Origin of the sequence: Acidovorax sp. JMULE5 (assembly GCF_013376875.1) — a bacterium.
Lineage (GTDB): Bacteria > Pseudomonadota > Gammaproteobacteria > Burkholderiales > Burkholderiaceae_C > Acidovorax > Acidovorax facilis.
In genome coordinates this window covers 4,968,526-4,993,607 of record NZ_CP035951.1, presented here as the reverse complement: position 1 = coordinate 4,993,607, position 25,082 = coordinate 4,968,526, and the positions used below count along the sequence as shown (strand labels likewise).

The 25,082-nt window shown below is 65.7% G+C and carries 21 protein-coding genes; 14 read left to right on the top strand and 7 right to left on the bottom strand.

What is annotated here, in order from left to right:
* The first annotated feature begins 5 nt into the window (after positions 1-5).
* From EXV95_RS22775 to EXV95_RS22755, 5 genes are all read left to right on the top strand, one after another.
* Positions 6-1,616, top strand: a complete 1,611-nt coding sequence (locus tag EXV95_RS22775) for a hypothetical protein (protein ID WP_176888612.1) — start codon at positions 6-8, stop codon at positions 1,614-1,616.
* A 168-nt stretch (positions 1,617-1,784) separates the two neighbouring features.
* Positions 1,785-2,681, top strand: a complete 897-nt coding sequence (panB, locus tag EXV95_RS22770) for a 3-methyl-2-oxobutanoate hydroxymethyltransferase (RefSeq protein ID WP_176889151.1) — start codon at positions 1,785-1,787, stop codon at positions 2,679-2,681.
* 44 nt (positions 2,682-2,725) lie between these two features.
* Positions 2,726-3,571, top strand: a complete 846-nt coding sequence (panC, locus tag EXV95_RS22765) for a pantoate--beta-alanine ligase (protein WP_176888611.1) — start codon at positions 2,726-2,728, stop codon at positions 3,569-3,571.
* A gap of 210 nt (positions 3,572-3,781) precedes the next feature.
* Entirely contained in the window at positions 3,782-4,621 is an 840-nt protein-coding gene (locus EXV95_RS22760) for an urease accessory protein UreD (RefSeq protein WP_176888610.1), read from the top strand.
* Positions 4,622-4,663: 42 nt separating this feature from the next.
* The gene (locus EXV95_RS22755) at positions 4,664-5,539 is read left to right on the top strand and encodes a hypothetical protein (protein WP_176888609.1); all 876 of its coding nucleotides are present in this window, start codon (positions 4,664-4,666) and stop codon (positions 5,537-5,539) included.
* A 181-nt stretch (positions 5,540-5,720) separates the two neighbouring features.
* On the opposite strand, the gene alaC is transcribed toward EXV95_RS22755, so the two are convergent.
* Positions 5,721-6,947: an alanine transaminase gene (alaC, locus tag EXV95_RS22750; protein ID WP_176888608.1), complete on the bottom strand. Its 1,227-nt coding sequence runs from the start codon at positions 6,945-6,947 to the stop codon at positions 5,721-5,723.
* A gap of 160 nt (positions 6,948-7,107) precedes the next feature.
* Positions 7,108-8,322: an MFS transporter gene (locus EXV95_RS22745; protein ID WP_176888607.1), complete on the bottom strand. Its 1,215-nt coding sequence runs from the start codon at positions 8,320-8,322 to the stop codon at positions 7,108-7,110.
* A gap of 241 nt (positions 8,323-8,563) precedes the next feature.
* On the opposite strand from EXV95_RS22745, the gene EXV95_RS22740 reads away from it, so the two are divergent.
* The 7 genes from EXV95_RS22740 to EXV95_RS22710 all read left to right on the top strand — a co-directional run bounded on the left by EXV95_RS22740 (position 8,564) and on the right by EXV95_RS22710 (position 16,539).
* Positions 8,564-9,292, top strand: coding sequence for a haloacid dehalogenase type II (locus EXV95_RS22740; RefSeq protein ID WP_176888606.1), 729 nt, complete (start codon positions 8,564-8,566; stop codon positions 9,290-9,292).
* A gap of 343 nt (positions 9,293-9,635) precedes the next feature.
* Positions 9,636-10,781: a non-hydrolyzing UDP-N-acetylglucosamine 2-epimerase gene (wecB, locus tag EXV95_RS22735; protein WP_176888605.1), complete on the top strand. Its 1,146-nt coding sequence runs from the start codon at positions 9,636-9,638 to the stop codon at positions 10,779-10,781.
* Positions 10,782-11,016: 235 nt separating this feature from the next.
* Positions 11,017-12,459, top strand: coding sequence for a glycosyltransferase family 2 protein (locus EXV95_RS22730; RefSeq protein WP_370460134.1), 1,443 nt, complete (start codon positions 11,017-11,019; stop codon positions 12,457-12,459).
* On the top strand, positions 12,456-13,535 hold the full coding sequence (locus tag EXV95_RS22725; RefSeq protein WP_176888604.1) for a polymer-forming cytoskeletal protein: 1,080 nt from the start codon (positions 12,456-12,458) through the stop codon (positions 13,533-13,535). The genes EXV95_RS22730 and EXV95_RS22725 overlap by 4 nt, the downstream gene beginning before the upstream one ends.
* Before the next feature lie 156 nt (positions 13,536-13,691).
* Positions 13,692-14,393: a hypothetical protein gene (locus EXV95_RS22720; protein ID WP_176888603.1), complete on the top strand. Its 702-nt coding sequence runs from the start codon at positions 13,692-13,694 to the stop codon at positions 14,391-14,393.
* 235 nt (positions 14,394-14,628) lie between these two features.
* Entirely contained in the window at positions 14,629-15,705 is a 1,077-nt protein-coding gene (locus EXV95_RS22715) for a hypothetical protein (protein WP_255484843.1), read from the top strand.
* Between the two features lie 78 nt (positions 15,706-15,783).
* Positions 15,784-16,539 (top strand): Crp/Fnr family transcriptional regulator, encoded by a 756-nt coding sequence (locus tag EXV95_RS22710; protein ID WP_176888602.1) that lies wholly within the window; start codon positions 15,784-15,786, stop codon positions 16,537-16,539.
* Positions 16,540-16,582: 43 nt separating this feature from the next.
* On the opposite strand, the gene EXV95_RS22705 is transcribed toward EXV95_RS22710, so the two are convergent.
* Both EXV95_RS22705 and EXV95_RS22700 read right to left on the bottom strand, forming a co-directional pair.
* Complete coding sequence (locus EXV95_RS22705; RefSeq protein ID WP_176888601.1) at positions 16,583-17,350, bottom strand: YaiO family outer membrane beta-barrel protein; 768 nt, start codon at positions 17,348-17,350, stop codon at positions 16,583-16,585.
* Positions 17,351-17,409: 59 nt separating this feature from the next.
* On the bottom strand, positions 17,410-18,465 hold the full coding sequence (locus tag EXV95_RS22700; protein WP_255484842.1) for a hypothetical protein: 1,056 nt from the start codon (positions 18,463-18,465) through the stop codon (positions 17,410-17,412).
* Between the two features lie 191 nt (positions 18,466-18,656).
* Here EXV95_RS22700 and glmM point away from each other — a divergent pair, with 191 nt between their 5' ends.
* Together glmM and glmU are read left to right on the top strand one after the other, a co-directional pair.
* The gene (glmM, locus tag EXV95_RS22695) at positions 18,657-20,042 is read left to right on the top strand and encodes a phosphoglucosamine mutase (RefSeq protein WP_255484841.1); all 1,386 of its coding nucleotides are present in this window, start codon (positions 18,657-18,659) and stop codon (positions 20,040-20,042) included.
* An 88-nt stretch (positions 20,043-20,130) separates the two neighbouring features.
* Entirely contained in the window at positions 20,131-21,561 is a 1,431-nt protein-coding gene (gene glmU / locus EXV95_RS22690) for a bifunctional UDP-N-acetylglucosamine diphosphorylase/glucosamine-1-phosphate N-acetyltransferase GlmU (protein ID WP_176888600.1), read from the top strand.
* 27 nt (positions 21,562-21,588) lie between these two features.
* Here glmU and EXV95_RS22685 read toward each other — a convergent pair whose 3' ends face one another.
* The 3 genes from EXV95_RS22685 to EXV95_RS22675 all read right to left on the bottom strand — a co-directional run bounded on the left by EXV95_RS22685 (position 21,589) and on the right by EXV95_RS22675 (position 24,915).
* The gene (locus EXV95_RS22685) at positions 21,589-22,671 is read right to left on the bottom strand and encodes an adenylate/guanylate cyclase domain-containing protein (protein WP_176888599.1); all 1,083 of its coding nucleotides are present in this window, start codon (positions 22,669-22,671) and stop codon (positions 21,589-21,591) included.
* A gap of 362 nt (positions 22,672-23,033) precedes the next feature.
* Positions 23,034-23,828 carry a metallophosphoesterase gene (locus EXV95_RS22680; RefSeq protein WP_176888598.1) on the bottom strand — a complete coding sequence of 265 codons (795 nt, stop codon included), beginning with the start codon at positions 23,826-23,828 and terminating at the stop codon, positions 23,034-23,036.
* 19 nt (positions 23,829-23,847) lie between these two features.
* A complete protein-coding gene (locus EXV95_RS22675) occupies positions 23,848-24,915 on the bottom strand; it encodes a diacylglycerol kinase family protein (protein WP_255484840.1) in 1,068 nt (355 codons plus the stop codon).
* Between the last annotated feature and the right edge of the window lie 167 nt (positions 24,916-25,082).

Genomic DNA, 25,082 nt, shown 5'->3' with positions numbered 1-25,082 from the left:
ACACCATGCGCCGCCTGACCACTGCCTGGGATCAATGGTTTTTGATGCACAGCCCGCTGCTGTGGCAGTTGCGCCTGCACTGGTATCTGCCGCTGGCGCTGCTGTGGTGCCTGCTGATGTTCGGCGGGTGGATTGGCTGGACGGCCGAACCCGCGCGCTGGATGGGCAGCCCCGAAGGCACAGTGGTCGCCACGTGGAACCGGCCCGAGGACACGACGCAGCAGGTGGGCGGCATCATCGCCTGGATGATCGCCTTTGGCCTGGCGCTGTGGTGGCTGTGGCGCGTGCGCATCCACAACCGCTGGCGCGAGATCGCACCCGCGCCGCGCCTGGGCCTGTGGTGCGAATACCTGTGGGGCGCACTGTTTTTTGCCCTGCTGCTGGCCCCAACGCTGCTGCTGGACGCGGCCTACCGCGACCGCATCCAGCGCCTGTGGCAGGGCCAGGACACCGCCGCCCAGCAGCAGGCGGCGTGGCATGTGCGCCGCTGGGAGCTGCTGCTGGCGCAGGACAACGCGGCGCGGCTGGTCGAGTGGACACAGGCCGCACAGGCCATGCAGGCTGCTGAGCCGGCCACAGCCGCCGCCGAGATCCATGACAACGACAAATGCAACGAGAACCAGAGGTACAGGGAATACGACCCCGGCTGCGCAACCAACGCGCTGCAATCCCTGCATTGGCTGGCCCAGGCCGACACCGATGCCATTGCGCAGCAACTGGCGCACTACGGCGCGGCGCTGGGCCGATGGGGATACGCACCCCTGCGGCCGGGGGCGTCGGCGCAGGACCAGGCGCAGCAGCTCGTCAGCGCCTACCAGGCAGCCCTGCAATCGCCCCTGGCCCAAGATTGGCGCAACTACAAGGCGCAGCATGCAGGCACCGCGCAGCCGCAGGACCGCGCACGGGACGCCCGGGCTGCCCAGTCTCCCCGGGATGGGCGGGATTGCGATGTCGCCGTTTCTCGCGACCCCCGTGCCTGCTTTGCCGGCGACCTCGCGCGTTCGCCCAGCCAATGGCGCGACAACCTGCACAGCGCGCTGCAACAGCACCTCAGTCCGCCGCCCCGCCTGGTGCAATGGGCACACCCCCGCTACGGCATGGCACAGCCCGGCCTCGTCGCCCACCACCTGGAAGGCGCCACGCCGTCGCAAAGGGCGCAGGAGCGCCAGCGCGGCAGTGTGCTGGCCGCCGCCAGCGCAGGCTTCTTCGCGGCGCTGGCGCTGATCGCCGCGCGGCTGCTGTCGCTGCGGCAGATTGCTGCCCTGTGTGGCGCGCTCACGCTGGCCGCCCCCGCGCTGATGCTTCTGGGCGTGGCGGGCCTGGCCAACAACATCCTGCTGCCGCTGGTGCCGGCCACGCTGCTGGCGCTGGCCTGGGTGCGCATTGCGCTGCTGCGCCGCCCCTGGGGGGGCTCCACGCTGCTGGGCCTGGGCCTGGCGCTGTCCCTGGCGGGGTCGGCCAGCGTGTGGGACGAAGCCACCCGCGCGCTGGAGCTGCCCGACGGCTCGTGGCCGGAGCTGCTGATGGGCGCGCCCGCCGTAGCCGTCAGCACGGCCCTGCTGGTGGCCGCCTTGTCGCCCCTGTGGCGCCGTTGGCGCGCATTGCCCGAGCGTTGACACCCGCCCTGGTGGCGCACGCCGTGCAGCCCTAACCCAAGCCAAATAGCTTTCTGGGCATTGCACAGAAAGCGCAATCAGCTATTAAATAAGTAGCAATTTCTCAAGTATGGGGTGTGGCGAGCGCCGCCCCCATCTCGCATAGACTCGGCCGCAATTTCACAGCCCCTGACCGGAGCGCCCCATGACCAGCCCTGCAGCCCCCCAGCCACACCCTACGGCACTCTGCCGCCCGCATCCCCCCTGCCCCAGCGCCGCCCGGTCAGCCTGCCGCGCCTGGCGCAGATGCGCGCAGCGGGCGAGAAGATCACCATGCTCACCGCCTACGACGCCACTTTTGCGGCCGTGGCCGATGCGGCGGGGGTGGAATGCATCCTGGTGGGCGATTCGCTGGGCATGGTGTGCCAGGGCCTGCCCAGCACGGTGGGCGTGACGCTGGACACCATGGCCTACCACACGGCCAGCGTAGCGCGTGGTCTGCACCGCGTGCAGGGCACGGCCTGGCTCGTGGCCGACCTGCCCTACGGCACCTATGCCGAGAGCCGAGAGCAGGCGCTGCGCAGCGCCTGCGTATTGATGCAGGCGGGAGCGCACATGGTCAAGCTCGAAGGCGGGGGCTGGACGGCGCCCACGGTGGAGTTTTTAGTGCGGCGCGGCGTGCCGGTGTGCGCCCACCTGGGCCTCACACCGCAGACGGTGCATGCCCTGGGCGGCTACCGTGTTCAGGGCAAGACCGACGATGACGCCCGCACCCTGCGCAAGGAGGCGCATGAGCTGCAAGACGCAGGCTCCACCATGCTGGTGCTGGAGATGGTGCCCGCCATACTGGCCGCCGACCTCACTGCCGAGCTGCTGCACTGCCACACCATCGGCATCGGCGCAGGCAACGGCACCGCCGGCCAGGTGCTGGTGTTGCACGACATGCTGGGCATGAACCTCGGAAAGATGCCGAAGTTCGTCCACAACTTCATGCAGGACGCAGGCAGCGTACGCGGCGCCATGGAGGCCTATGTGCAGGCTGTGAAGCAGGGGCAGTTCCCGGACAACGCCTTGCACGCCTGGTGAGCCTTAACCGCATTTCTTCATTTCTTTTCGACCTCTCCCACCCCATGCTGATTGCCCGCTCCATTGCAGACCTGCGCCAGGCCCTGGCCTCCTATCGCCACCCCGCCTTTGTGCCCACCATGGGCAACCTGCACGACGGGCACATCGCCCTGGTGCGCCAGGCCAAGCGCCTGGGCGACGTGACGGTGGCCAGCATCTTTGTGAATCGCCTGCAGTTTTTGCCGCACGAGGACTTTGACAGCTACCCCCGCACCTGGGAGGCCGATTGCGCACAGCTGCAAGCTGCGGGCTGCGATGTGCTGTTTGCCCCGCGCGAGGCCGACCTGTACCCACAGCCCCAGACCTTCAAGGTGCACCCCGACGCAGCACTGGCCGACATGCTGGAAGGCCATTTCCGCCCCGGCTTCTTCACAGGCGTGAGCACGGTGGTGATGAAGCTCTTTGCCTGCGTGCTCGGCCAGACGGGCGGCACCGCCGTGTTCGGCAAGAAGGACTACCAGCAGCTCATGGTGATCCGCCACATGGTGCAGCAGTTTGCGCTGCCGATTGAGGTGGTAGCGGGCGAGACCTACCGCGCGGCCGATGGCCTGGCATTGAGTTCACGCAACGGCTACCTCAGCCTGGAAGAGCGGCAAGAAGCCGTAGCCCTGTCGCAGGCATTGAAGCAACTGGCACAGCAATGGCTGAACGCTGCGCCCAACGACCGCAGCGCGGTGGAGCCCCGGGCCTTGGACGCCCTGCGCGCGCGGGGCTGGGCACCGGACTACCTCACCGTGCGCCGCCGCGCCGACCTGTTGCCCGCCACAGCGGCCGATGCAGCGGGCTCGCTGGTTGCACTGGGGGCTGCGCGGCTGGGCAGCACGAGGCTGATTGACAACCTGGAGTTTTAGAACAGCTCACAAAAATCGCCCCTCGCGCCGTTGTCGCGAGGGAGGGCCTGCCAAAGGGGGGAGCAGACGATGCGGTGCAGCCCCGCCACCGGCCCGTCTCCGAAAACAAACCAAGCACCCACCTACCGTCAGCTATTATTCGACCCCAAAGGCCCCTAGCGCTTATCTGCATTGCGCAATAAGCTACTTATTTGATAGCAAAGACTCCCCATGTCCTGGCACGCCCGCCTGCAGCTCGACTACACGGCACAAAACAACAACGCCCGCACCGTAGCCCGCTATGAGCACAACGGGCCGCTGCGCATCCTGCAAAGCCTGTACCCCGAGGGCGACGCCATCTGCCACAACGTGCTGGTGCATCCACCCGGCGGCCTGGTGGGCGGCGACACGCTGGACATCACCACCACCGTCGGCCCCGGCGCCCACGGCCTGGTCACCACGCCCGGCGCCACGCGCTTCTACCGCTCCACCGGCCCGCTGGCCTTGCAGCGCAGCCACCTCACCCTGGCCGAGGGCGCACGCCTGGAATGGCTGCCGCTGGAGGCCCTGTGCTACAGCGCCTGCCACGCCGAAAACCACCTCACGCTGAACCTCGCCCCCGGCGCCGAATGCATCGCCTGGGACGTGACCGCACTGGGCCTGCCGCACGCGGGCCAGCCGTTTGAGCAAGGCCGCTTCACCCAGCACCTGGATGTGCCCGGCCTGTGGCTGGAGCGCGGCGTGATCGACGCCGCAGACGACCGGCTGCTGAGCAGCCCCTTGGGTTTAGCGGGCCACCGCTGCATGGCCAGCATGTTCTTTGCCGCAGGCACGCCGCTCGACCGCACGCGCCGCGACGCGGCCCTGGACGCGGCCCGTGCAGTGATGGATCAGCACCCCCAGGTCAAAGCCACCGCTGGCGCCACCAGCCCCAACGACCGCATGGTGGTGGTGCGCGTGCTGGCGGCGCAGGTGGAGCCCGCGATGAAACTGCTCAAGGCGGTGCGGGTGGCTTGGCGGGAGGTGTTGTGGGGGTTGGGGGGGGAGGCGCCTAGGATATGGGCGATGTAGCTCCACCGGCGCGCTCTCACAAAGTCAATCAACATTCCGAGAATGGACACTCGCAAAGCTTCAAAGCACAGTTTTCGGGTCAATCACATTGCCATCATCGAATCCCTGCCGTCCCGAGAATTTCAAACCGGCAGAGAACTGGCAGGCTACCTCAGCTGCCAGCTTGAAGATTTACAGACGCCAATTACCGTGTCGCATGTTGACGTTGCGACGCCTCATGAATTCCGAGCTGTCATAGCGAATCTAGCGACGCAGGCTGCTCTGGAAGGTCTGCGCCCGATCGTCCACATAGAGGCTCACGGAGAAGACGATTTCGGGCTTCACTTCCGGGGAGGAGAAATCCACTGGCGGGAGATATGCGATGCGCTGATTCCGTTAAATCGAGCCAGCGGATTCAACCTGCTTCTATCTGTTTCTGCGTGCTTTGGCGTGAGCTGTATCTCCGGAGTTTCGTTGCGCAGAGGAGCGCCTTGTTACGCGTTACTTGGTCCCTCGAAAGATCTCTCACCGAGCGATTTACTGAACAGGTTCAGGAGCTTTTATCGCGAAATCATTCACTCGCAGGACTTGGACCTGGCCTTGGCCACAATGAACAAAGACAAGCTTGAACGTGGGCAAATGGTGTTCGTTTCTGCGGAAGGCTGGTTCGAGGAATTGATGCTGGAGTATTTGAAGAACGCAGCGCATCCAAAAGAGCTAAAAGCAGCGGCTATGCGCATCTTTCGCAAGTCAAGAAGTGAAGGCGCCACATTGACCCTCGGGGAAACAAAAAGACAGCTCGTTAAGAACCGGCCGCAGATTGCGCAAGGCTATTTCGCTGAGTTTTTTATGGTTAACCACATTCCCGAAAACGCGCAGCGTTTTGGTGTCCTGCTCAGGGCTATGGAAGCCACCATCAAGAAAACTACTCCGTGCTAGCTCGATGAACTCACAGGGCAACCGAGCAGCAGAAACGCCCGAACAACACCGAGTGCGCCACTGAAATAAAAGCATCACAAGAGACGGATCACCACTCACAAACACCAGCAAGCCCCAACGAATTCCGCAGAGCTTTTTCTAGCAGCAATGATCCACCCGTTGTTCGATGTGTGATCTCCGCTCAGGAGGCGGCTGCTGCAGGCACCTTCAGCAAACCATCACCCTTAAACATTGCGCGAATCCCCCGCACCGCCTGCCGAATCCGCGCCTCGTTCTCGATCAAAGCAAAGCGCACGTATTCGTCCCCTTGGTCGCCAAAGCCAATGCCCGGCGACACACACACCTTGGCCTTGTCCAGCAGTTGCCTCGCAAATTCCAGTGAACCCAGCGCGCGATACGGCTCGGGGATGCGGGCCCAGATGTACATGCTGGCCTTGGGGCAGTCCACCGCCCAACCCGCTTCGGTGAGCCCCTTGTAGAGCACGTCGCGGCGGCGCTGGTACTGGGCGGCGATGTCTTTCACGCATTGCTGGTCGCCTTCCAGCGCGGCAATGGCGGCCACCTGCAGGGGCGTGAAGGTGCCGTAGTCGTGGTAGCTCTTGATTCGGGCGAGCGCGGCCACCAGATCGGGGTTGCCCACCATGAAGCCCACGCGCCAGCCAGCCATGTTGTAGCTTTTGCTCAGGGTGAAAAACTCCACCGCCACGTCCTTGGCGCCGGGCACTTCCATGATGCTGGGGGCGCGGTAGCCGTCGTACACGATGTCGGCATAGGCCAGGTCGTGCACCACCAGGATGTCGTGCTTCTTGGCCAGGGCGATCACGCGCTCGAAGAAACTCAGCTCCACGCACTGCGCGGTGGGGTTGCTAGGGAAGCCAAAGATCATCATCTTGGGCTTGGGGTAGCTGCCGCGGATGGCCTTTTCCAGCTCGGCAAAAAAATCCACATCGGGCGCCACAGGCACGCTGCGGATGTCGGCACCGGCAATCACCGCACCGTAGATGTGGATGGGGTAGCTCGGGTCGGGCACCAGCACGGTGTCGCCCCGGTCCAGCGTGGCAAGCATGAGGTGGGCCAACCCTTCTTTGGAGCCGATGGTGACGATGGCCTCGGTGTCGGGGTTGATGTCCACCGCGTAACGGTCTTTGTACCAGTGGCTGATGGCGCGGCGCAGGCGCGGGATGCCTTTGCTGGCGCTGTAGCCGTGGGTGTCGGGCCGCTGGGCCACTTCGGTGAGCTTGGCGACGATGTGTGGCGGCGTGGCCCCGTCGGGGTTGCCCATGCTCATGTCGATGATGTCTTCGCCACGGCGGCGGGCAGCGAGTTTCAGCTCGGCCGTGATGTTGAAGACGTAGGGAGGGAGGCGATCGATGCGCGCAAAGCGGCGCTTGCCTTGAGAAGCAGACATGCTGTGGTGACTTTCACGTAAGCGCCCGGAACCGTCCGAGCGACGTGGCTGGCAGAAAGGCCGGCCCGCTGCCACTTTAAGGCACAACGCGGTCATTTCTCCGTGGATTGCGGCAGTGTCGCACCGCCGCTACACGACACAGGTCAGTGGCCCTTGGGCGTCAGGCGGCAAAGCGCTTGGTGTTCCGCTCGCTAACCAGCGCCCACGCAAACATGCCCACGCCGCCAAGCCCCAGCAACACGCCCACCCACCCGGTAGACGTCCAGCCCAAGCCTGCCGCAATGCCCACCCCGCCCAGCCAGGCACCGAGCGCGTTGGCGGCGTTGAAGGCCGAGTGGTTGAGCGCGGCGGCCAGGGTCTGCGCGTCGCCTGCCACGTCCATCAGGCGGATCTGCAGCGCAGGGCCGATGGCCACCAAGGTTCCCAGGAAGAACGTGGCCAGCGCGGCGCTGGCAGGGTGGTGTGCGGCGGGCACAAACAGCGCCAGCACGAGGATGGACCACACCAGTACCTTGCCCACAGCAGGCATCAGCGCCTTGTCCGCCATGCGCGAGCCCACGATGTTGCCCACCACCATACCCAGGCCAAACAGCGACAGCACAAAGGGCATGAGCGCGGGCGGCATGCCGGCCACCTCGATCAAGGTGGGCTTGATGTAGCTGAACACTGCAAACATGCCACCAAAACCGATGGCGCCAATGCCCAGCGTGAACCACACCTGCTTGCGCGCCAGCGCGCCCAGCTCGCGCAGCGGGCTGGCGCCGTGCGATGCGGGCATGGCGGGCACCCAAAGGCGCACCATGACCACGGCGGCCACCGCGATCAACCCCACAAACACAAATGCAGCGCGCCAGCCAAAGTGCTCGCCCAGGGCGGCGGCAATGGGCACACCCACCAGCGTGGCGGTGGTAAGGCCCAGCATGACCCAACCCACTGCGCGTGCGCGGCGCCCCGGTGGCGCCAGTGCGGCGGCCACCAGCGCGGCCACGCCAAAGTAGGTGCCGTGTGGCAGACCGGTGAACAGGCGCATGGCGCTCAGCGACCCATAGCCCGGAGCCAGCGCCGATGCGAAATTGCCCAGCGCATACACCGCCATCAGCGCCATCAGCAGCGCGCGCCGCCCCCAGTGGGCACACAGCACTGCCAGCACCGGCGCGCCCACCACCACGCCCAGCGCATAGGCGCTGATGACATGCCCGGCCTGCGGAATGCTCACACCAATGTCGCGCGCCACCTCAGGCAGCAGGCCCATGATGACGAATTCACCCGTGCCGATGGAAAAGCCGCCGACCCCCAGGGCCAGCACGGCACGCACCAGGGTGCGGTCGTCGGTGGGGGTGGCGGCGATGGACGTGGGGGAAAGGGGCGCGGTCATGGCAACAACAGAGGAGACGCTGCACCGACAAGCGACGGTAGGGCGCAGGAGGTAGACGAGACAAGGGGAAGGAGAGAAAGAAACGCAGTTACGGGGGTAAACCCGATTTTTGTAACCATAGCATGCAAAGCATTGCCTTGCTGAAGCGGGGAAATATGTAACCCAGGTTCAAAGCCATTCCAGCAATGGCTGCTAGGCTGACGCCCTGACCACGCCCTTCCTCCTTTTTCAAGGACTGCGAATGACGAGCACTCCAAGCACAGCAGACCACATCGCCAGCACCGTAAAGGTGCTGGCATTCGACATCTTTGGCACCGTGGTGGACTGGCACGGCAGCATCGTGCGCGAGATGCAGGCGCTGTACCCCGCTGTGGATGGCGATGCGTTTGCGCTGGCGTGGCGCGCCGGCTACCAGCCGGCCATGGCCCGCGTGATGCGGGGTGAGCAGGGCTGGACGCGGATCGACGACCTGCACCGAAGCATCCTCGACGAGATCCTGCCGCGCTTTGGCCTGGCACAACTGTCTGACGCCGAACGCCGCCACCTCAACCATGTGTGGCACCGGCTCGATGCCTGGCCCGACAGCGTGGAAGGCCTCACGCGGCTCAAGACACGCTTCACCATCACCACGCTGTCCAACGGCAACATCGGCCTGCTCACCAACATGGCCAAGCGTGCCAGGCTACCGTGGGACTGCGTGCTGAGCGCCGAGGTGTTCAAGGCCTACAAACCCAGCCCGGAGACCTACCTGGGCGTAGCGCGCGTGTTTGACCTGCAGCCCAAACAGGTGGCGCTGGTAGCCACCCACCACGACGACCTGGCCGCCGCGCGCGCCTGCGGCCTGCGCACGGCCTACATCGAGCGCCCGTACGAACTCGGCAGGGCCCATCCCAAAGATGGATCACCCCAGCCAGGCAATGACCTGCACGCCAAAGACCTGAACGATCTGGCACGGATGCTGGGCTGCTGACAGCCCCCCAAAAAACTCCAAACGAGTCACACCAAGACTGCAGCCCGGGGCTGGTTGAAAGGCCGAAGCTGCACGCAGCTTCGGCAGGCCTGCAGGCCAGTTCCACGGTAGCCACGTTCCTGCTGCGCTGCTCCACAGCGCCATGGCGCCAGCGCTCCCACACCCGCCGGCGCCCACCCCGCTATGTGCGGTGGACAACAGACGTGCCTCACCACCGCACCGCACCATCCGCGCGATCCGGAAGCTTTGCTGTGCGCTACCGCACAGCTTGGCACCGGACTGACCTTCTGCACGCCCCCCTCACCCTCCCTCAGGGACGCCCATTTCAACACTGAAAGAATTGATGACCACCTATCTCGCCTGTCTGGGCACCCGCCCGGAAATCATCAAGATGGCCCCCTTGCACCGCGAGCTTCAGCAGCGCGGTCATCGCGTGGTGGTGCTCCACACCGGCCAGCACGAAGCGGTGGCCGAGGTGTTGTACCGATTCTTTGGCATGGGCCCGGATGTGCGCCTTCCCCCCGAACGGCGCAGCAATCGGCTGGGCGACCTCACGGCGCTGCTGCTCGAAGGGGTGGATCGCGCGGTCTCCGAGTCTCAGCCGGACGTGGTCCTGGTGCAGGGTGACACCACGTCAGCACTGGTGGGGGCATTGAGCGGCTACTACAACGACAAGCCGGTCGCGCACATCGAAGCGGGCCTGCGAACCGGAACACGCGAACCGTTCCCCGAGGAAAAGAACCGCGAGCTGATTGCCCGGTTGGCCCATTGGCATTTCGCGCCCACTGCAAGGACGCGGGACAACCTGCTGCGCGAGGGCGTCGCAGACGCGCGCATCTCGGTGGTGGGCAACACGGTCATCGATGCAACACGCTGGACGCAGCAACAGCTGGAGCCTTCCACAACGTCGGTACCGTCAACCCTGCCCGCAGGTGTTGAGGCCTTCCTGGGCGAGCATGCCAGCCAGCGGCTTCTGCTGGTGACGGCGCACCGGCGCGAGAACTGGGGCGAGCCCATTCGCAACATCGCAATGGCCATCGGGCAGCTTCTGGCCGCCCATCCCGACCTGGTCGTGGTCTGGCCGCTGCACCCCAACCCGGCGGTCAGCGAGGCGGTGCAGCCTGTGATTGCAGCACTGCCCGATGCCATGCGCGCGCGCGTCTGCCTGACGGCCCCCGTGGACTACCCGGCCTTGATCACCCTGCTGGAGCGCTGCTATTTCACGCTGACGGATTCGGGCGGCATCCAGGAAGAAGCCTCCGCACTGGCGCGGCCGGTGCTCATTGCACGCGACAGTACCGAGCGCCAGGAGCTGGTTGAGGCCGGTGGTGCCGTGCTGGTGGGCACCGACATCACGCGCGTGGTTACCGCAGCTTCCGAGCTGCTGCGCGATGTTGCGGTCTACCGCGCCATGCAGCTGGAGCTGAGCCCCTTTGGCGATGGCAACGCGGCACGCCACATTGCCGACCGGCTTTGCGCGGCTGATTGAGGGATGCACGCCCCCCGCAAGCAGGGGCGATTCCATCGACCCGCCGCGTCCGGCACCAACACACCCAACCTCTGTACGGCAACGAACAGACCCGTTTGGACACGTTACTTACATTCCACGCACACCCCTTTGTGGATTGGCGTAAAGCGTCCTTCGGACCCCTTACGGCATGCCTCATACAGGGCCAGCAACCGTTGAAGCAAAAGGGCGAACCATGGATTCGAATCGGAGGGGCATGAGGCACCGTGTGGCTGCGCAGCTCACCGCCGCCCGGGGCTTGCCGTGGCGGACCTGCGTAGCGGCGGCAGCCGCCATGGGCGGCAGTGCGGCTGCGTGGGCGGCCTTGCTCCCGCTGCCTGCACGCTCGACAGACCCGCTGGCGCAATCCTGGGTGCCAGGGCCTGTGGCGCACACCATCCTGTCGGCAATGGCCGTGGTGCTGGCCATGATCATCGTCGTCATGATGGTTTATGCAGCACGCCATGGCTTGCTCACGCTCAACCGCCTGCTCGGGCACCAGCGCCATCCCTACCTCGACATTGACCAGGCAGACTGGCCGCTGGTCACGGTCTTCATCGCCGCCCACAACGAGGAAAAGGTGATTGCCGGATGCCTGCAGGCCCTGCTCAATACCAACTATCCGCTGGAAAGGCTCAAGGTGGTGCCGGTCAACGACCGCTCTACTGACAGCACCCGCGAGATCATCGACGACTGGGTCAGCCGCTTTCCGGGGCGCATCGTGCCGTTTCACCGCACCAAGGGCAAGCCCGGCAAGGCCGCAGCGCTCAAGGATGCCCTGCAACATGCGCAGGGCGACATCGTGATCATCTTTGACGCCGACTACGTGCCGGGCCGAGGCTTGCTCAAGCAGCTGGTGGCACCGTTTTTTGACCCTGAGGTGGGCGCGGTGATGGGGCGCGTGGTACCGGTCAACACCGGGGTGAACCTGCTCACGCGCATGCTCGATCTGGAGCGCAGCGGCGGCTACCAGGTAGACCAGCAGGCGCGGATGAACCTGCGCCTGGTACCCCAGTACGGCGGCACCGTGGGCGGGGTACGCTGCTCTGCCGTGGCGGCCGTCGGCGGATGGCATGACGACACGCTGGCCGAAGACACGGACATCACCTACCGCCTTCTGCTGAACGGCTGGAAAACCGTCTACACCAACCGCTCCGAGTGTTATGAAGAGGTGCCGCAGGACTGGCCGGTTCGCATCAAGCAGATCAAGCGCTGGGCCAAGGGGCACAACCAGGTGATGGTGCGCTACGGCCTGCGGTTTGCGTTCAGCCCGTATCTGAGCTGGCCCGAGCGGCTGGATGGCTTGTTGCTGCTGTTCGTCTTTGCATTGCCGCCGCTGCTGCTGGTGGGCTGGCTGCTGGCCATCGGCTTGTATTTCTTCAACGCAGGCGACATGCTGACCGGGTTGATTTCGGTGTTCGCACTGATGGCCTACGGCACGTTGGGCAACTTTGCAGCGTTCTTCGAGATCGCGGTGGCGGTGCTGCTCGACGGAAAACGCCGGCGTCTGCGCTTGCTGCCGTTGAGCCTGCTGGGTTTCATCATCAGCCTGTTCGCCATTTCGTCCTCCGTGTGGGGGCAGTTGATGGACAAGCTCTTGCGCCGCGACATGGTGTGGGACAAGACGGTGCGCTACCGCCAGCCGAGCGTCGAACAATGAACACCACCTTGTTCTACCTGGCTTTCCTTTTGCTCAGCGTGGCCTTGGCGGTGATTGCCTTTGGCCCCACCTGGCGCGAGTGGAGGCACCCCACAGATACCGCAGCGTTGCAGGTGTTGCCGCAATACACAACCGACATCGAACATTTTTCCGACCGGTTCCGGGCGCTGGTGCAGGCGCACCAGACGCAGTTGCCCAGTCCGTTGCCCAGCCAGCCCACCACTGATTTTGATTTCGCACCCGTTGCGCTGGAGGGCATGAACTGGGCCGCCATGCGCCGCCCGCTGGTGTGCCTGGGGTCGATCAAGCCTCAGGGCGCCATCGTGTGCTCGGCCCCCGTCTTCATTCATGGCGACTTTGAAGCCCAGGCCAACAGCCGTTTTGTGGGGCTGCTGGCCCAAGGGCGCATCTGGCTGGGCACGGGGTGCGAGGTGGGGCAATGGGCGCACGCAGATGCATCGCTGCATCTGCAGCGGGGGTGCTCCGGGCTGCGACGCCTGTCGTCTGCCACCTCCGTGGAGCTGGAGGCGGACTGCTGTTTTGAGCGAATTCAGGCGCCCAGTATTTCCTTCGGTGGCGATGCCACCGTGGAGCCGGAACGCGAGTCTCACGCACTGGTCGATGCAAGTTTTGAGCGGCTGGAAGGCGCGGTGCGACAAAGCGACCATGTCACGCTGATCCGGGGCAACTGCAAGCTGCCGCGCATGCACCGCTACCACGGATCGCTGGTGGTTACCGGGCGCTTGCTGATTGGTGCGGGCACGGAAATCCTGGGCGATGTCAAAGCGCGGGACGGCATTGTCATGGGGGCCGGGGCCCGGGTTCAGGGGGCGCTGTGCAGTGAAAAACAGATCCAGATTCTGGACCACGCCCATGTCACGGGGCCGCTGGTCTCGGAGTCAGGCATCTTGCTGGGAGCGGGCGTTCAGGTGGGTACGCCGCAGGCGCTCACCACGGTCAGCGCCGAAACCATCATGGCCGAAGCCGGAGCCCGAGCCCATGGGACCGTCTGGGCACGCCGCCTGGGTATTGTGTGGACAGCCGGAGCTGTTGCCCCCACAGCGTCTTTTCATTGATCCGGAACCCGAGGGCTCTCTGTGCCACATCCATCCCCCATCGCCCACAGTCGGCAAGACCGTGAGACTGCCTTTGCCGCCGCACGCGGCCTTCTGGCGCGGGCTCAGAAGGCGCACACACACCAATTGACCCACCGGGCGTTGGGCCACGTTCGCATGAGCCCGTGGCTTGTGCTGCAGATGGTGGGGTTGCCCCTGGCGTGGCTGGCGCTCCTCTACGGCTTGCGGGAGCCTTTGTACGGCTTTTGGCGCAGCTATCTGCTGACCTGGGCGCAATGGCTGCAGTTGCCACTCGTGCCTGCCGACATCGCTTCCCGCCAGGATCTGCTGGGCTTGAGCTGGTCGCCCGGCGCCAGCGACCTGGGTTTGTCCACCACCACCGGCGCGGCGCTCGCTGCGGTGGTGGTCGTGGTGGCCTGGGGTCTGTCGCTGCGCCTGCGGGGGCGCTGGTTGCCCGCACAGTACCTGGTGCGCGTGCTGTGTGTGGTGCAAGCGCTGGCCCTGCTGTATTTCTGGTTCGCGCCCATGCCATTCCCCCACCAGTTGCTAAGCCATGCGGTGGACCTGCTGGATGCAGGCTATCTGCTGATGTTGTCGATACCGGTGCTGATGGCGCTGGGCTACTACCCGCTACAGATCAGCTGGCAGGCCAAGGTCGTGCACACGCTGCTCATCCTCATGTTTTTTGGGATCATGGTGCCGCAGCAGGCGCTGGTGCACCTGCTGATCCTGCAGCACCTGTCGGTGGTCTTCATGCCGGTTTTGTACCTGTGCTTTGGAGCCCTGTTCGACATGATGGTTTTTGTGGCCCTTTACGCATGGGCTGCAAGCACGGCCCCCCTGTCCGCCACCCATTGAGAGGCAGCCGGGCGCCCTGCAAGCTCGACGCTTTCCATACGCCAAAAATCGCCGTGTGAGCGGATCGGTACGCCTGCGTACGGCGCCGAATAAATGCGGGCAATCTTCGCAAAATCAGGTCGCTGTCCTTTTCCCCGGGGGCGGCGGCCTTCCTGGCAGTGCGCCATTTTTTTCTGCGCTGTTGCTCTCCAGATGACGAAAGCGGTGTTCGGGTCTTCACTCGGAGATTGGGCACATGCAGCGTCGTTCATTGATCACCAAGGTGCCAGCGGCACTGGCCGCAGGTTGGCTCCTGGGCACCCCAGCCCGGGCAGCAATCGATTCACCCCCCATCGACGCAGTGGCCGAGATCAAGGCGCTGCGCATTCCATCAGGGCCCTATGCCGGTGGCTATGAGCTGGCACCCAATGGGGGCCTCAACTGGTACTTTGCCAACCTGGGGCTGGTTGCCATCGTCCCCTTGCTGGGCGCTGCCGATCTGCAGTCCCATGTGCTGCCGTACCTCAACCTGTACCTGGCGAATGTCAACGCCGCCACCAGCACCATTGCAGACATTGAATTGCCGTATGGGCGTGCCAACCCCTCCGTGTTCAAAAAAGTGGCATCCGATTCGGACGATTCCTATGCCGCCACGTTTTTATCGCTGGCCACACGCTATGTGGTGGCCAGCGGCAACTGGGCCTGGTGGGAATCGAACAAGGCTGCCCTGAAAAACATGGCGTATCGCAATCTGGCGCTGACCGCCAAGCCTTCGGGCTTGACATCGGTCTTTCAGTCGCCGCGCAGCCAGAGCAATTCCAGCGGATACCTCATGGACAACTGCGAGGGCTATCGGGGTCTGCGCGATTTCGCGGCCTTGTTGCGGTCGCGCAGCGAGCTGCACGAAGCCAACTACTACGACTTGCTGGCGTCCAACACTGCAGAGGGCGTATCGCGCTTTCTCTTCAAGGCACCCGCGCAAGCATTCTTGTCGAGTGACGCAGCGCCCGCACTGACCGCAGACTTCTACCCCGGGACCACTTGCCAGGTTTACCCGCAGGCGTTTGGACTGAGAGAACTGGCTGGGCAATTCACGGCCGGATGGAACTACTTCAACACACACACGCCCGGTTGGGAAACGGGAAGCCACGACCCGTTTCCCTGGGCCATTCTGGGTTATGTCGCTGCCCTGCGCGGGCAAACTGGGCTGGCCAGCGCGCAACTGGCAACGATCGACAAGCTGTTTGCAGCCAACCGCAGACTGGTGACGATCAATGAACTGGGCTTCTACCAGCGCACAAAGTCCGTGCTGGCTGGCAACCTGTCGGCATGAGTGCCTGTTCAAGCGCAAGGCCCCGTGCGCCCACCCGGGTGCGCTAGCAGACAGATAGGGCCAGGACGAGCCACCAGAATGGACGCCACCCCTTTCTGGAAGCCGTATATCGACCAATCCCTCGCCAACCGCCTGCTGGCCCTGCTGCGGCCCGCAGAGCGGTCGCGCCTGTTGTCGCGGGCCGAGTGGGTCGAACTGGACCGCCAGCAAATGCTGGGGCGGGCTGGCGAGCGGCTCAGCCATGTGTACTTCCCGACGAACAGCATGGTCTCGCTCCTGTCGAATTTGAATGGTGCGCGCAACTGCGGGGCCAGCCAGCTCGGATTTGAGGGGATGCTGGGCGCCAGTGCAGGGTCCGGGGTGTCGGCGTCCGCCTTCGACGCCGTGGTGTCGGGGGCAGGCCAGGCCTGGCGGATCCGACTGAATGTCTGGCGCGGCCAGTGCCTTGCCAGCCGGTCGCTGCGGGTGATAGCCGCCCGCTACCAATATGTCCAGCTGTCGCAGATGGGAACCATGGTGGCTTGCGTGCACTGTCACTCGCTCGCTCAGCGACTGGCCCGGTTGCTGCTGGCAAGCACCACCCAGTTGCGCAGCCCGGATATCGAGATGACACATGCCGGGTTGGCCAAGCTGCTGGGCGTTCGCCGTGCGGGCGTGACCGTTGCGGCGGGCCAGCTGCAAGAGCGTGGTGTGATCCAGTACGCGCGCGGGCACATTCTGGTGCTGGACAGCCCGGCGTTGCTGGCACAAAGCTGCGGCTGTTTTCTCCAGGACAGGCGGATCTACGAACAGGTGATGTCGGGCTCGCTACTGCGTCGGCACCCACACACGTGAAGCCACGCACGCTGGGCTGTCAAAGCGCCGCGCAAACACAACGCTACGGCAGTTCCCAAAACAGCGACAGCCTGGCGCCGTTGCGGTCGTAGAAAGGATTGCTGTAGCGCTCCACGCCCGCGGTAAACCCCCATTGAGGGCCGACCCACTGTCGCAGTGTGAGCTGCGTTTGCCGACTGTCAAAGTTGACCAGGGACGCACCGCCCCCAATGGCCTGGTAGCCCTCAGCGCCCCAGCCATGGCGCGCGATGACCTGGGTCTGTTTTGCGCGGCCCCAGGTCGCAGCCACAAACTGCTGGTGCGTACGTACCTGCCCGGGGGAGCTGTTGTTGAAGCGCACCTCTGCCTGCACCACCCAGGGCGACTCGAAGTAGTAGGTGGAGCCCAGGCTGATGTTGCGGTCGATGTGGCCATCGGGCGCACGGTAGTAGCCCGCGCCCAGCGTGGCAACCCATTGGCGAGACGCAAGCAATTTGCGGTTGACGAAGCCGTCAACCCGGTAGCGCGGCAGGTAAGCGGCCCCGTCGCCTGCGCCCACAGACACCGCAGTGAACCAGTCTTCGTTCAGGGTCCAGGTGTCGGACAACCCGATGAACCGGCCAGACTCGCCAAAACGCCGCATGGTGGCGACTTCTGCGGCCCAGAGATGGCTGCCCATCCCGTACTGGCCGCGCAAGCCGGTCTCATGCCAGTTGCCATAACCGTTGCTGAGGTGGTGGCGGCTGGCGTAGGCCTCAAGACCCCGAACGGGCGCGGGAAAGTCCGCCGCAGCGGTGCCTTGCGCGTGGGCCGCTGGCAGGCATGCCGCCATGCACCCGAGGGCCAAAACAAGGCCGCGGGTGCGGGTTGAAGCACGGGATGGGAGAGCGTTCATGATGCGGGGTGGGAGGAGTTGCTGGGAACGGTGCAGGCGGTGGTCTCCGGGGCCGGTGTGATGGCGCGCGCTTGCAAGATTTGTGCAGCGACTTCGTCCGTCACCGTCCAATGGGCGCTGTGCCGGTGCGGCAGCGCGGTCTGCAGCCAGCACCGCGCGGAGGGAATATCGTTTTGCTGCAGCGCCACGATGGCGACCAGGCCCCACGCAAAGTCGCCCTTCACCTGGGCGAGCCACTCGGTGCGGTGATCCTCCATCCAGCGGCGGTAGTGGGCACGCGCCCCCCCCGGAATGAGCGGAAAGCGCACCAGCAAGGGAAAGATCTGCGCCACCGCATCGGGGTAGAAGGCATGGGTGGTGTCACGCTGGCCTGGCTGGGTTGAGACCAGAAAGCGCTTGCGCTGCCCGTCCCAGAACACGGACGCCAGTGTTTTGGTGAAGCTGGGGTGGCGAGCGCTTTCTGCAGCCCTGTGGGTAAAGGTGTATTCCCACAGCTCCAGGTTGTCCATCAACAGGCCATGCTGGTACACCGGGGAGACCAGGTAGATGCCCTTGTCCGGATCGACCAACTTGGCCAGCGCTGCGCTGGTGGCCGTGCGGCTGCGCACCCATGCGGCCTGGCTGCGCTGTGCGGCGGGCAGGGTGTCCATGAAAGCCAGCCACAGGCCGAGCTGGGAATCGTCGGCATCGGCCGTCTTGCAGGCGGCCCATACCGGGCCGTTGCGGCAAAAGCGGTCGAACGTGGCGTCGGGCTTTTGTCGTGGCAACAGCCATGCACCCCACGCTTTGGCGGGTGCAGAAATATCCAGCCCGTGGCTGTGCGCCAGCAGCAGGGCCTGCAGCGCGAAGTACGGGTCCACCGTATCCCCGCCGTGCTGCACCGTGATCGCGCCCGAGACATCGGAATACCCCGCCAGATCGAGGGTTGCGGCAGGGGCGCCGAACGATGCCCCAATCGCAGCCCAGGTGATGGCGCTGCGGACGAGCCGTTGCAGGCATTGGCGGGGGCGCCACAGGCTGCGTCGCGATGGCGGTGGGGAGTGTGGGTTCAATGGGAGATCCGTGGCGTGGGCTGACATGTTCGGCGTCACCGCACCACGCGGTCTGTGCGCTGGCGAACACATGCGGGCGGTGTTCGCCAGCGTACAGACCACCCCTGCCGCCAGAAATTATGTTTCGCGCTCGCCCTGGTCTCCTGCGAAACAGAAGGAGATGGCGAATCTCCCATACCAAGGAACCCCCCATGAAAACGCAAAAGATGTTTGGAACCGACGGGGTGCGCGCCCCGGTCGGCATGGAGCCCATGACGCCCCAGACCATCATGCGCTTGGCGCATGCCTGCGGCCAGCTGCTGCACCGCACGCACACAGGCCCCAATCCCCGGCCCGTGGTCGCCGTGGGCACCGATACGCGGGGGTCGGCGCCGATGTTCGAGGCGGCGCTACAGGCGGGTTTCTCGGCGGCGGGCGTGGACACCGTGATGTGCGGCGAGCTGCCCACCCCGGGCGTGGCCTACCTGACGCGCTTGCGCGGCTACCAGGCCGGGGTGGTGGTGAGTGCATCGCACAACCCATGCGAAGACAACGGGGTGAAGTTCTTCTCGGCCACGGGCGACAAGCTGCCCGACGGCATGGAAGCCGACATTGAACGCACCATGGACCAGCCCATGGTGTGCCTGCCCTCCTCCCAGTTGGGGCGCGTATCGCAGCTGCCAGAGGCGTCCAGCCTGTACATCGAGTTTTGCCGCAAGGCAGTGCCTGCGGGCGTGCACCTGCGGGGCATGAAGATCGTGGTTGACGCCGCCCACGGCGCCTGCCACCGCATCGCGCCGGAAGTGTTCCGGCAGCTGGGCGCAGAGGTGATTGCGGTGGGCGCCGCGCCCGATGGGCAGAACATCAACGACAAGGTCGGCGCCACGTCGCCCCAGCACCTGAGCGCAGCCGTGCTCGCCCACCAGGCGGACGTTGGGGTGGCGCTGGATGGCGATGGAGACCGGCTGGTGATGGTGGACAGCGACGGCCGCATTTTCGCGGGCGACGAGCTGCTGTACGTGCTGGCCGTCGATGCCCAGACCAACGATGGTCTGCAGGGTGGCGTGGTGGGCACGGTGATGAGCAACCAGGGGCTGGAGCTGGCGCTGCAGCGCCGTGGGATCGGCTTTGCACGCTCTGCAGTGGGTGACCGCCATGTGCTGGAGCTGCTCAAGCAGCGCGGCTGGCGCCTGGGTGGCGAGGGATCCGGGCACCTGATTGGGCTGGACTGGCACAGCACAGGCGACGGCGTGATGTCTGCCCTGCGCGTGGTGGCCGCGATGCAGCGATCGCAACGCAGCCTGGCCCAGCTGTGTGGCGACCTGCGCATGAACGCCCAGTGCCTGGTCAATGTGCCTGTCGCCCCAGGCGCCGGAATGGGCGATGGGGCGTGGATACCGCATTTCCAGCTGCGCGCAGAACAGGCGCTGGGCGACGATGGGCGGATACTGCTGCGCGCATCGGGCACAGAGCCCGTCGTTAGGGTGCTGGTCGAGTGCCGCACCGCGTTGAGGGCGCAGCAGATGGCCAGCCGATTTGCGCAGGAAGTCTGCCAGTTGTTGGCCTTGCCTGCAGCCCCGCAGACAGCCACAGCCTGAAGCGGCTGCCACGCTCTCCGGGCCGACGTGCAGGCAGCACCTTGGCCTTGCAGGGGGCGTCCGGCCGCGCCCAGAACACCCACACCCCATGACCTCACTCGACATCCTCATCATGGCGGCCGGCAAAGGCACGCGCATGAAAAGCCGCCTGCCCAAGGTCCTGCAGCGCTTGGCCGGGAGGCCGCTGCTGCACCATGTGCTGGACCAGGCCGCGCACCTGCAGGCGCGCAGCGCCATCGTCATCACCGGCCACGGTGCTACAGAAGTAGAAGCAGCTACCGCAGGTGCAGCAGGCGCTGGCGCCTCTTTTGACCTCAAATTCGTGCGCCAGGAACCCCAGCTGGGCACGGGCCACGCGGTGCAGCAGGCCGTGCCGCACCTGCGCGATGACGGCACGGTGGTGGTGCTGTCGGGCGATGTGCCGCTGACCCAGGCCGACACCCTGCGCGCCCTGGTGGCTGCCAGCGGTGGCGAGCGGCTGGCGCTGCTGACGGTGACCCTGCCCGACCCCACCGGTTATGGCCGCATCGTGCGCAATACATCGGATGCCGTGCAAGGCATCGTCGAACACAAGGATGCGAGCGACGCCCAGCGCGCCATCACCGAGGTCTACAGCGGCATCATGGCCGTGCCCGCACGGTTGCTCACGCCCTGGCTGGCGCGGCTCACCAACAACAACGCCCAGGGCGAGTACTACCTGACCGACATCGTCGCCATGGCCGTGGCCGATGGTGTGCCCGTGGTGGCCCACCGCATCACTGACGCGCTGCAGGTGGCAGGCGTGAACAGCCCGCTGCAGCTGGCCGAGCTGGAGCGCGCCCACCAGCTGCGCCAGGCCCGAGGGCTGATGGAGCAAGGCGTGCGCCTGGCCGACCCCGCCCGCTTTGACCTGCGCGACGATACCCGCACCGGCGCGCGCGGCGAGCTGGTCTGCGGGCAGGACGTGGAGATCGACGTGAACTGCGTCTTCACCGGCCGTGTGGAGCTGGGCGAGGGTGTGAGCATTGGCGCGAACTGCTGCATTGCCAATGCGCGCATCGCGGCGGGCGCGGTCATCCACCCCTACACCCACATCGACGGCGAAAAGCTGGGCGCCACCGTGGGCGAGGGCGCATTGATCGGCCCCTTTGCCCGCCTGCGCCCTGGTGCACAGCTTGGCCGCGAAGTGCACATCGGCAACTTTGTGGAAGTGAAGAACTCGACGATGGCCGACGGCGCCAAGGCCAATCACCTGGCCTACCTGGGGGACGCCACCGTGGGTGAACGCGTGAACTACGGCGCAGGCAGCATCACCGCCAACTACGACGGCGCCAACAAGCACCGCACGGTGATCGAGGCCGATGTGCATGTGGGCAGCAACTGCGTGCTGGTGGCGCCCGTGACCATTGGTGCGGGCGGCACGGTGGGTGGTGGCAGCACCATCACCAAGAGCACGGCGCCGGGGGCACTGAGTGTGGCGCGGGGCAAGCAGGTGAGCATTGCCAACTGGGCGAGGCCCGCCAAACAGCCCAAGCCATGAACGAACCAGACGCCAGCGCGAGGCTTTTCAGTGCGCCACCAGCAGCTGCACAAACATCTGCACCTTGGCATGGCATTCGGCACTGATGGAGGTGAACTCCAGCCCCGCCACCCATTCGTCGCCCTCTGGCTTGAGGGTGATGACCCGCGCATACACGTCGGCCACGCGGTAGTCCACCAGCGGCAGCTCAAACTCCAGCTTGATCTCGCTGTGTGGCTCCAGCGGCTCGATCAGCTCCACCAGCAGGCCGTGGTAGCCGATGTCGCGGATGGCGCCGTGCACGATGTGGGGCACCACGATCTTGTCCTGCATGCGCTGGCACAGGCAGGGCAGACGCGCATCCACACGGTGGCTGCGGCGAAACTCCTGGCGCGGCACCTTGAGTTTTTGCGAGGGGATGGCAATCAGCTCGCGCAGGCTCACCGGCTGCGTGCGCCCTTTGACATACACCTGCATGGGGGCAGACGCCGACACCAGGCCCCAGCAGCGCTGGTAGGTGGTGTCGCTGATGAGCACTTGGCCACGCAGGCTCAGTGCCTCAATGCGCGAGGCCAGGTTGACGGCCTCGCCGATCACGGTGTACTCGGAATACACGTCCGAGCCAAAGCGCCCCGCCATTACCGTGCCCGTGTTCACGCCAATGCCCAGGAAGACCTCGGGCAGCCGCTCGCGCAGGTGGGCGAGGTTCAGCTCGCGCATGGCCATCTGCATCTCCACGGCACACAACAGCGCGCGATCCACATCGTCCTCGCGCGCCACAGGCGCACCGAACAGCACCATGATCGAGTCGCCCATGAACTTGTCGATGCTGCCCTGGTACTTGAACACAACTTCGGACAACCGCGCCAGGCAGCGGTTGAGCGCCGCAATCACCACCGACGCCGGTTGCGAGCCCGACAGTGCGGTGAACCCGCGCAGGTCGGCCAGCAGGATGGTGACCTCACGTGGGGCCACAGACCGGTCATCGGTGGCGGCACCTTCCGGGCCGTCGCCCTGGCGCAGGATGGCAGCCATCTCGGCGAGGGCTTCTTCGCGCAGCGGCGTGCCGGTCTCGCGCTCGATCAGCGTCTGCAGGCGGCGCACCGCATCGTGGTGGAATTCTTTGTGCATGGCGCGGGGGGTGGGGGAGTTCATTGGTATAGGGGGCATCACCGGCCCCTGCCAGCCAGAATAGGCGGGGCAGACCCCGACGGTCAACCAGTGAAAACACTCCGGGCAAAACCGCAACAGCGAGCGCGGCCGGCCCCCCCCCCCCGCGGTGGAGGGTTGGGGAGAGGGGGAGGCCAAGCGCCACGCGGTACAGCCCCGTCCCCTGCCCCTTTCGCACAAGATGGGAGGAGTGATGCGCCTGCTCAGAACCTGCGCTCTGAATATTTAGTGTTCTTTTGGCATCTAGCGCTTATCCAGAAAGCGCTTGTAGCTACCAAAATAGGAGTATCTTGATGGGCAGCACTGCTTGTACAGCGTGTGGCTCACTCCGCCCCCACCGCCTGCCGCAGCACGCACACAAACTCTCCCGCCGCTTCGTCGTAATCCCAGCGCGCGGCATAGCGGGCCCAGCCCCCCACGGCGGCGCCTGAGGCTTCCACCGTCAACACCACCAGGCTGTTGGGGCTGCCGTGGCGCAGGCGGTGCGACACCGCCGTGCCCGCGCGGCAGGCCCACAGGCCCGGCAGGGGCTGCAACACGCTGGGTTCGTGCACGTGGCCTGACAGCAGCATATGGGCGCCCGCCGCGCGCCAGCGTTGCAACGCTTCGTCCGCCCGGTGGGGCCGGTGCGCGCGGTCGGCGGCGTCGCGGGACACCAGGGGGTGGTGGCTGGCCACGATGCGCCAGGCATCTGGCGGGGCGCGCGCCAGCAGCATGGCCACATGATCGATCTGCGCCGACGACAGGCTGCCCCGCTCGTGCCGCCAGGCGCGGGTGGTGTTCACGCCCACCACATAAAAGGCGCCCATCTGCCGCACGGGCTCCTGGTCGATGCCGAACTGGTGGGCATAGCGCTCGTAGGCGCGGCCCCAGCGCATCCACCAGGCAAACAGCGGCAGGTCGTGGTTGCCCGCCAGCACCAGGGTAGAGCGGGCATGCAAGCCTTTGACAAAACGCGCGGCCTGCTCAAACTGCACGGCGGTGGCGCGCTGCGTCAGGTCGCCAGACACCACCACCATCGCCACGCCAAGCCGCTGCGCCAGCCGTTGGGCCGCCGCACACACCGCAGGATCGTGTGCACCGAAGTGCAGATCCGAGAGGTGCATCAAAACGGTCATCGGTGCTTTCAGGCCAATGTCATGCAGGCATGAGACCGGGCACCGACACGGGCTCTGGCGCTGCAACTGGCGTACCCTGGGTCTCGCCCTCCTGCTCATCGTCACGCATCAAGGTGGTGGGCGCCACCAGCCACAGCGGGCGCTCGCTCAGGCGGAAATGCAGGGGCGGCACCATCCATTCGCGCTCGCCATCAAACGCCAGCTTGACTCGCGGTGGGCGCCAACTGGCGGGGGTGACGGTCAGCTCGGTACAGGCCATGCTGACCACGGCATTGTCTTTGTGCAGCTGCCCGGTGGCCGCGTTCCACACCGTGCGCGCTATGGCCCAGCGGCCTTGGGGCTTGAGCATGACCACGGCCAGCTTGCCGCCGTCGGCCACGGTTTGCGCCTGCGGCAGGCCCATACGGTCGAGCTGTAAAGGGTTGTTGCCCACAAACAGCGTGGTGACCAGGTGCTCCTCCTGCTGCGCCTGGGCACCACGGTCGGTCTTCATCACTACGCGCCAGCGGCGGCCCGCCGAGGGGCGGAACATGCTCCAAACCGCAGCCGCCACGGCCACCCAGCGCTTTCGACCAAAGCGGCGCGAGGCCATTTCGCGGTCGGCCAACATCTTGGGGTACAGGCCCACACTGGCGTTGACGACAAACATGCGCCGGTTGACAAAACCGACCTGCACCGGGCGCAGGTCGCCGTTGCGCAGCGCCTGCAGCATGTCTTGCACTGCGGCTTCGGGGTCCAGCGCCAGGCCGTGTTCGCGACTGAAGTAGTTGAACGTGCCCATGGGCACCACCCCCAGTGGCACCCCCGCCAGCAGCGCCGCCGAGGCCACGGCGTTGATGGTGCCGTCACCCCCTGCCGCCACCACCAGCCCGCCATCGGCCAGCGCAGCCTGCGCGGCATCGCGCGCCAGCTGCACGATGTCGCCGCGCTGGTCGGGCACATGCCAGACCACGTCGTGCTCCTGCAAGGCGGGCACGCCCTCCAGCTTGGCGCGCAGCAGGTCCAGGTCGGCACCGGGGCGCTTGGGCACCACCAGGTGGATGGGCCCGTGGGGACGGACAGGATGGGGATGCTCGGAAGGGGTCATGGTTCGACGGCTGCGTCAGGAGGCAACGCCTGGAGCGTCGGGCACGGATTGTGCCAGGGAGCCCCCTGCAGCCATCCTGAATTGTGTAATGCGGTGACCTGAATGATCGCCCCGCCGCGCCCCTGCCGCAGCCAGCAGCTGCGCCCTTGCCCTGTCAGAGTTTGCCG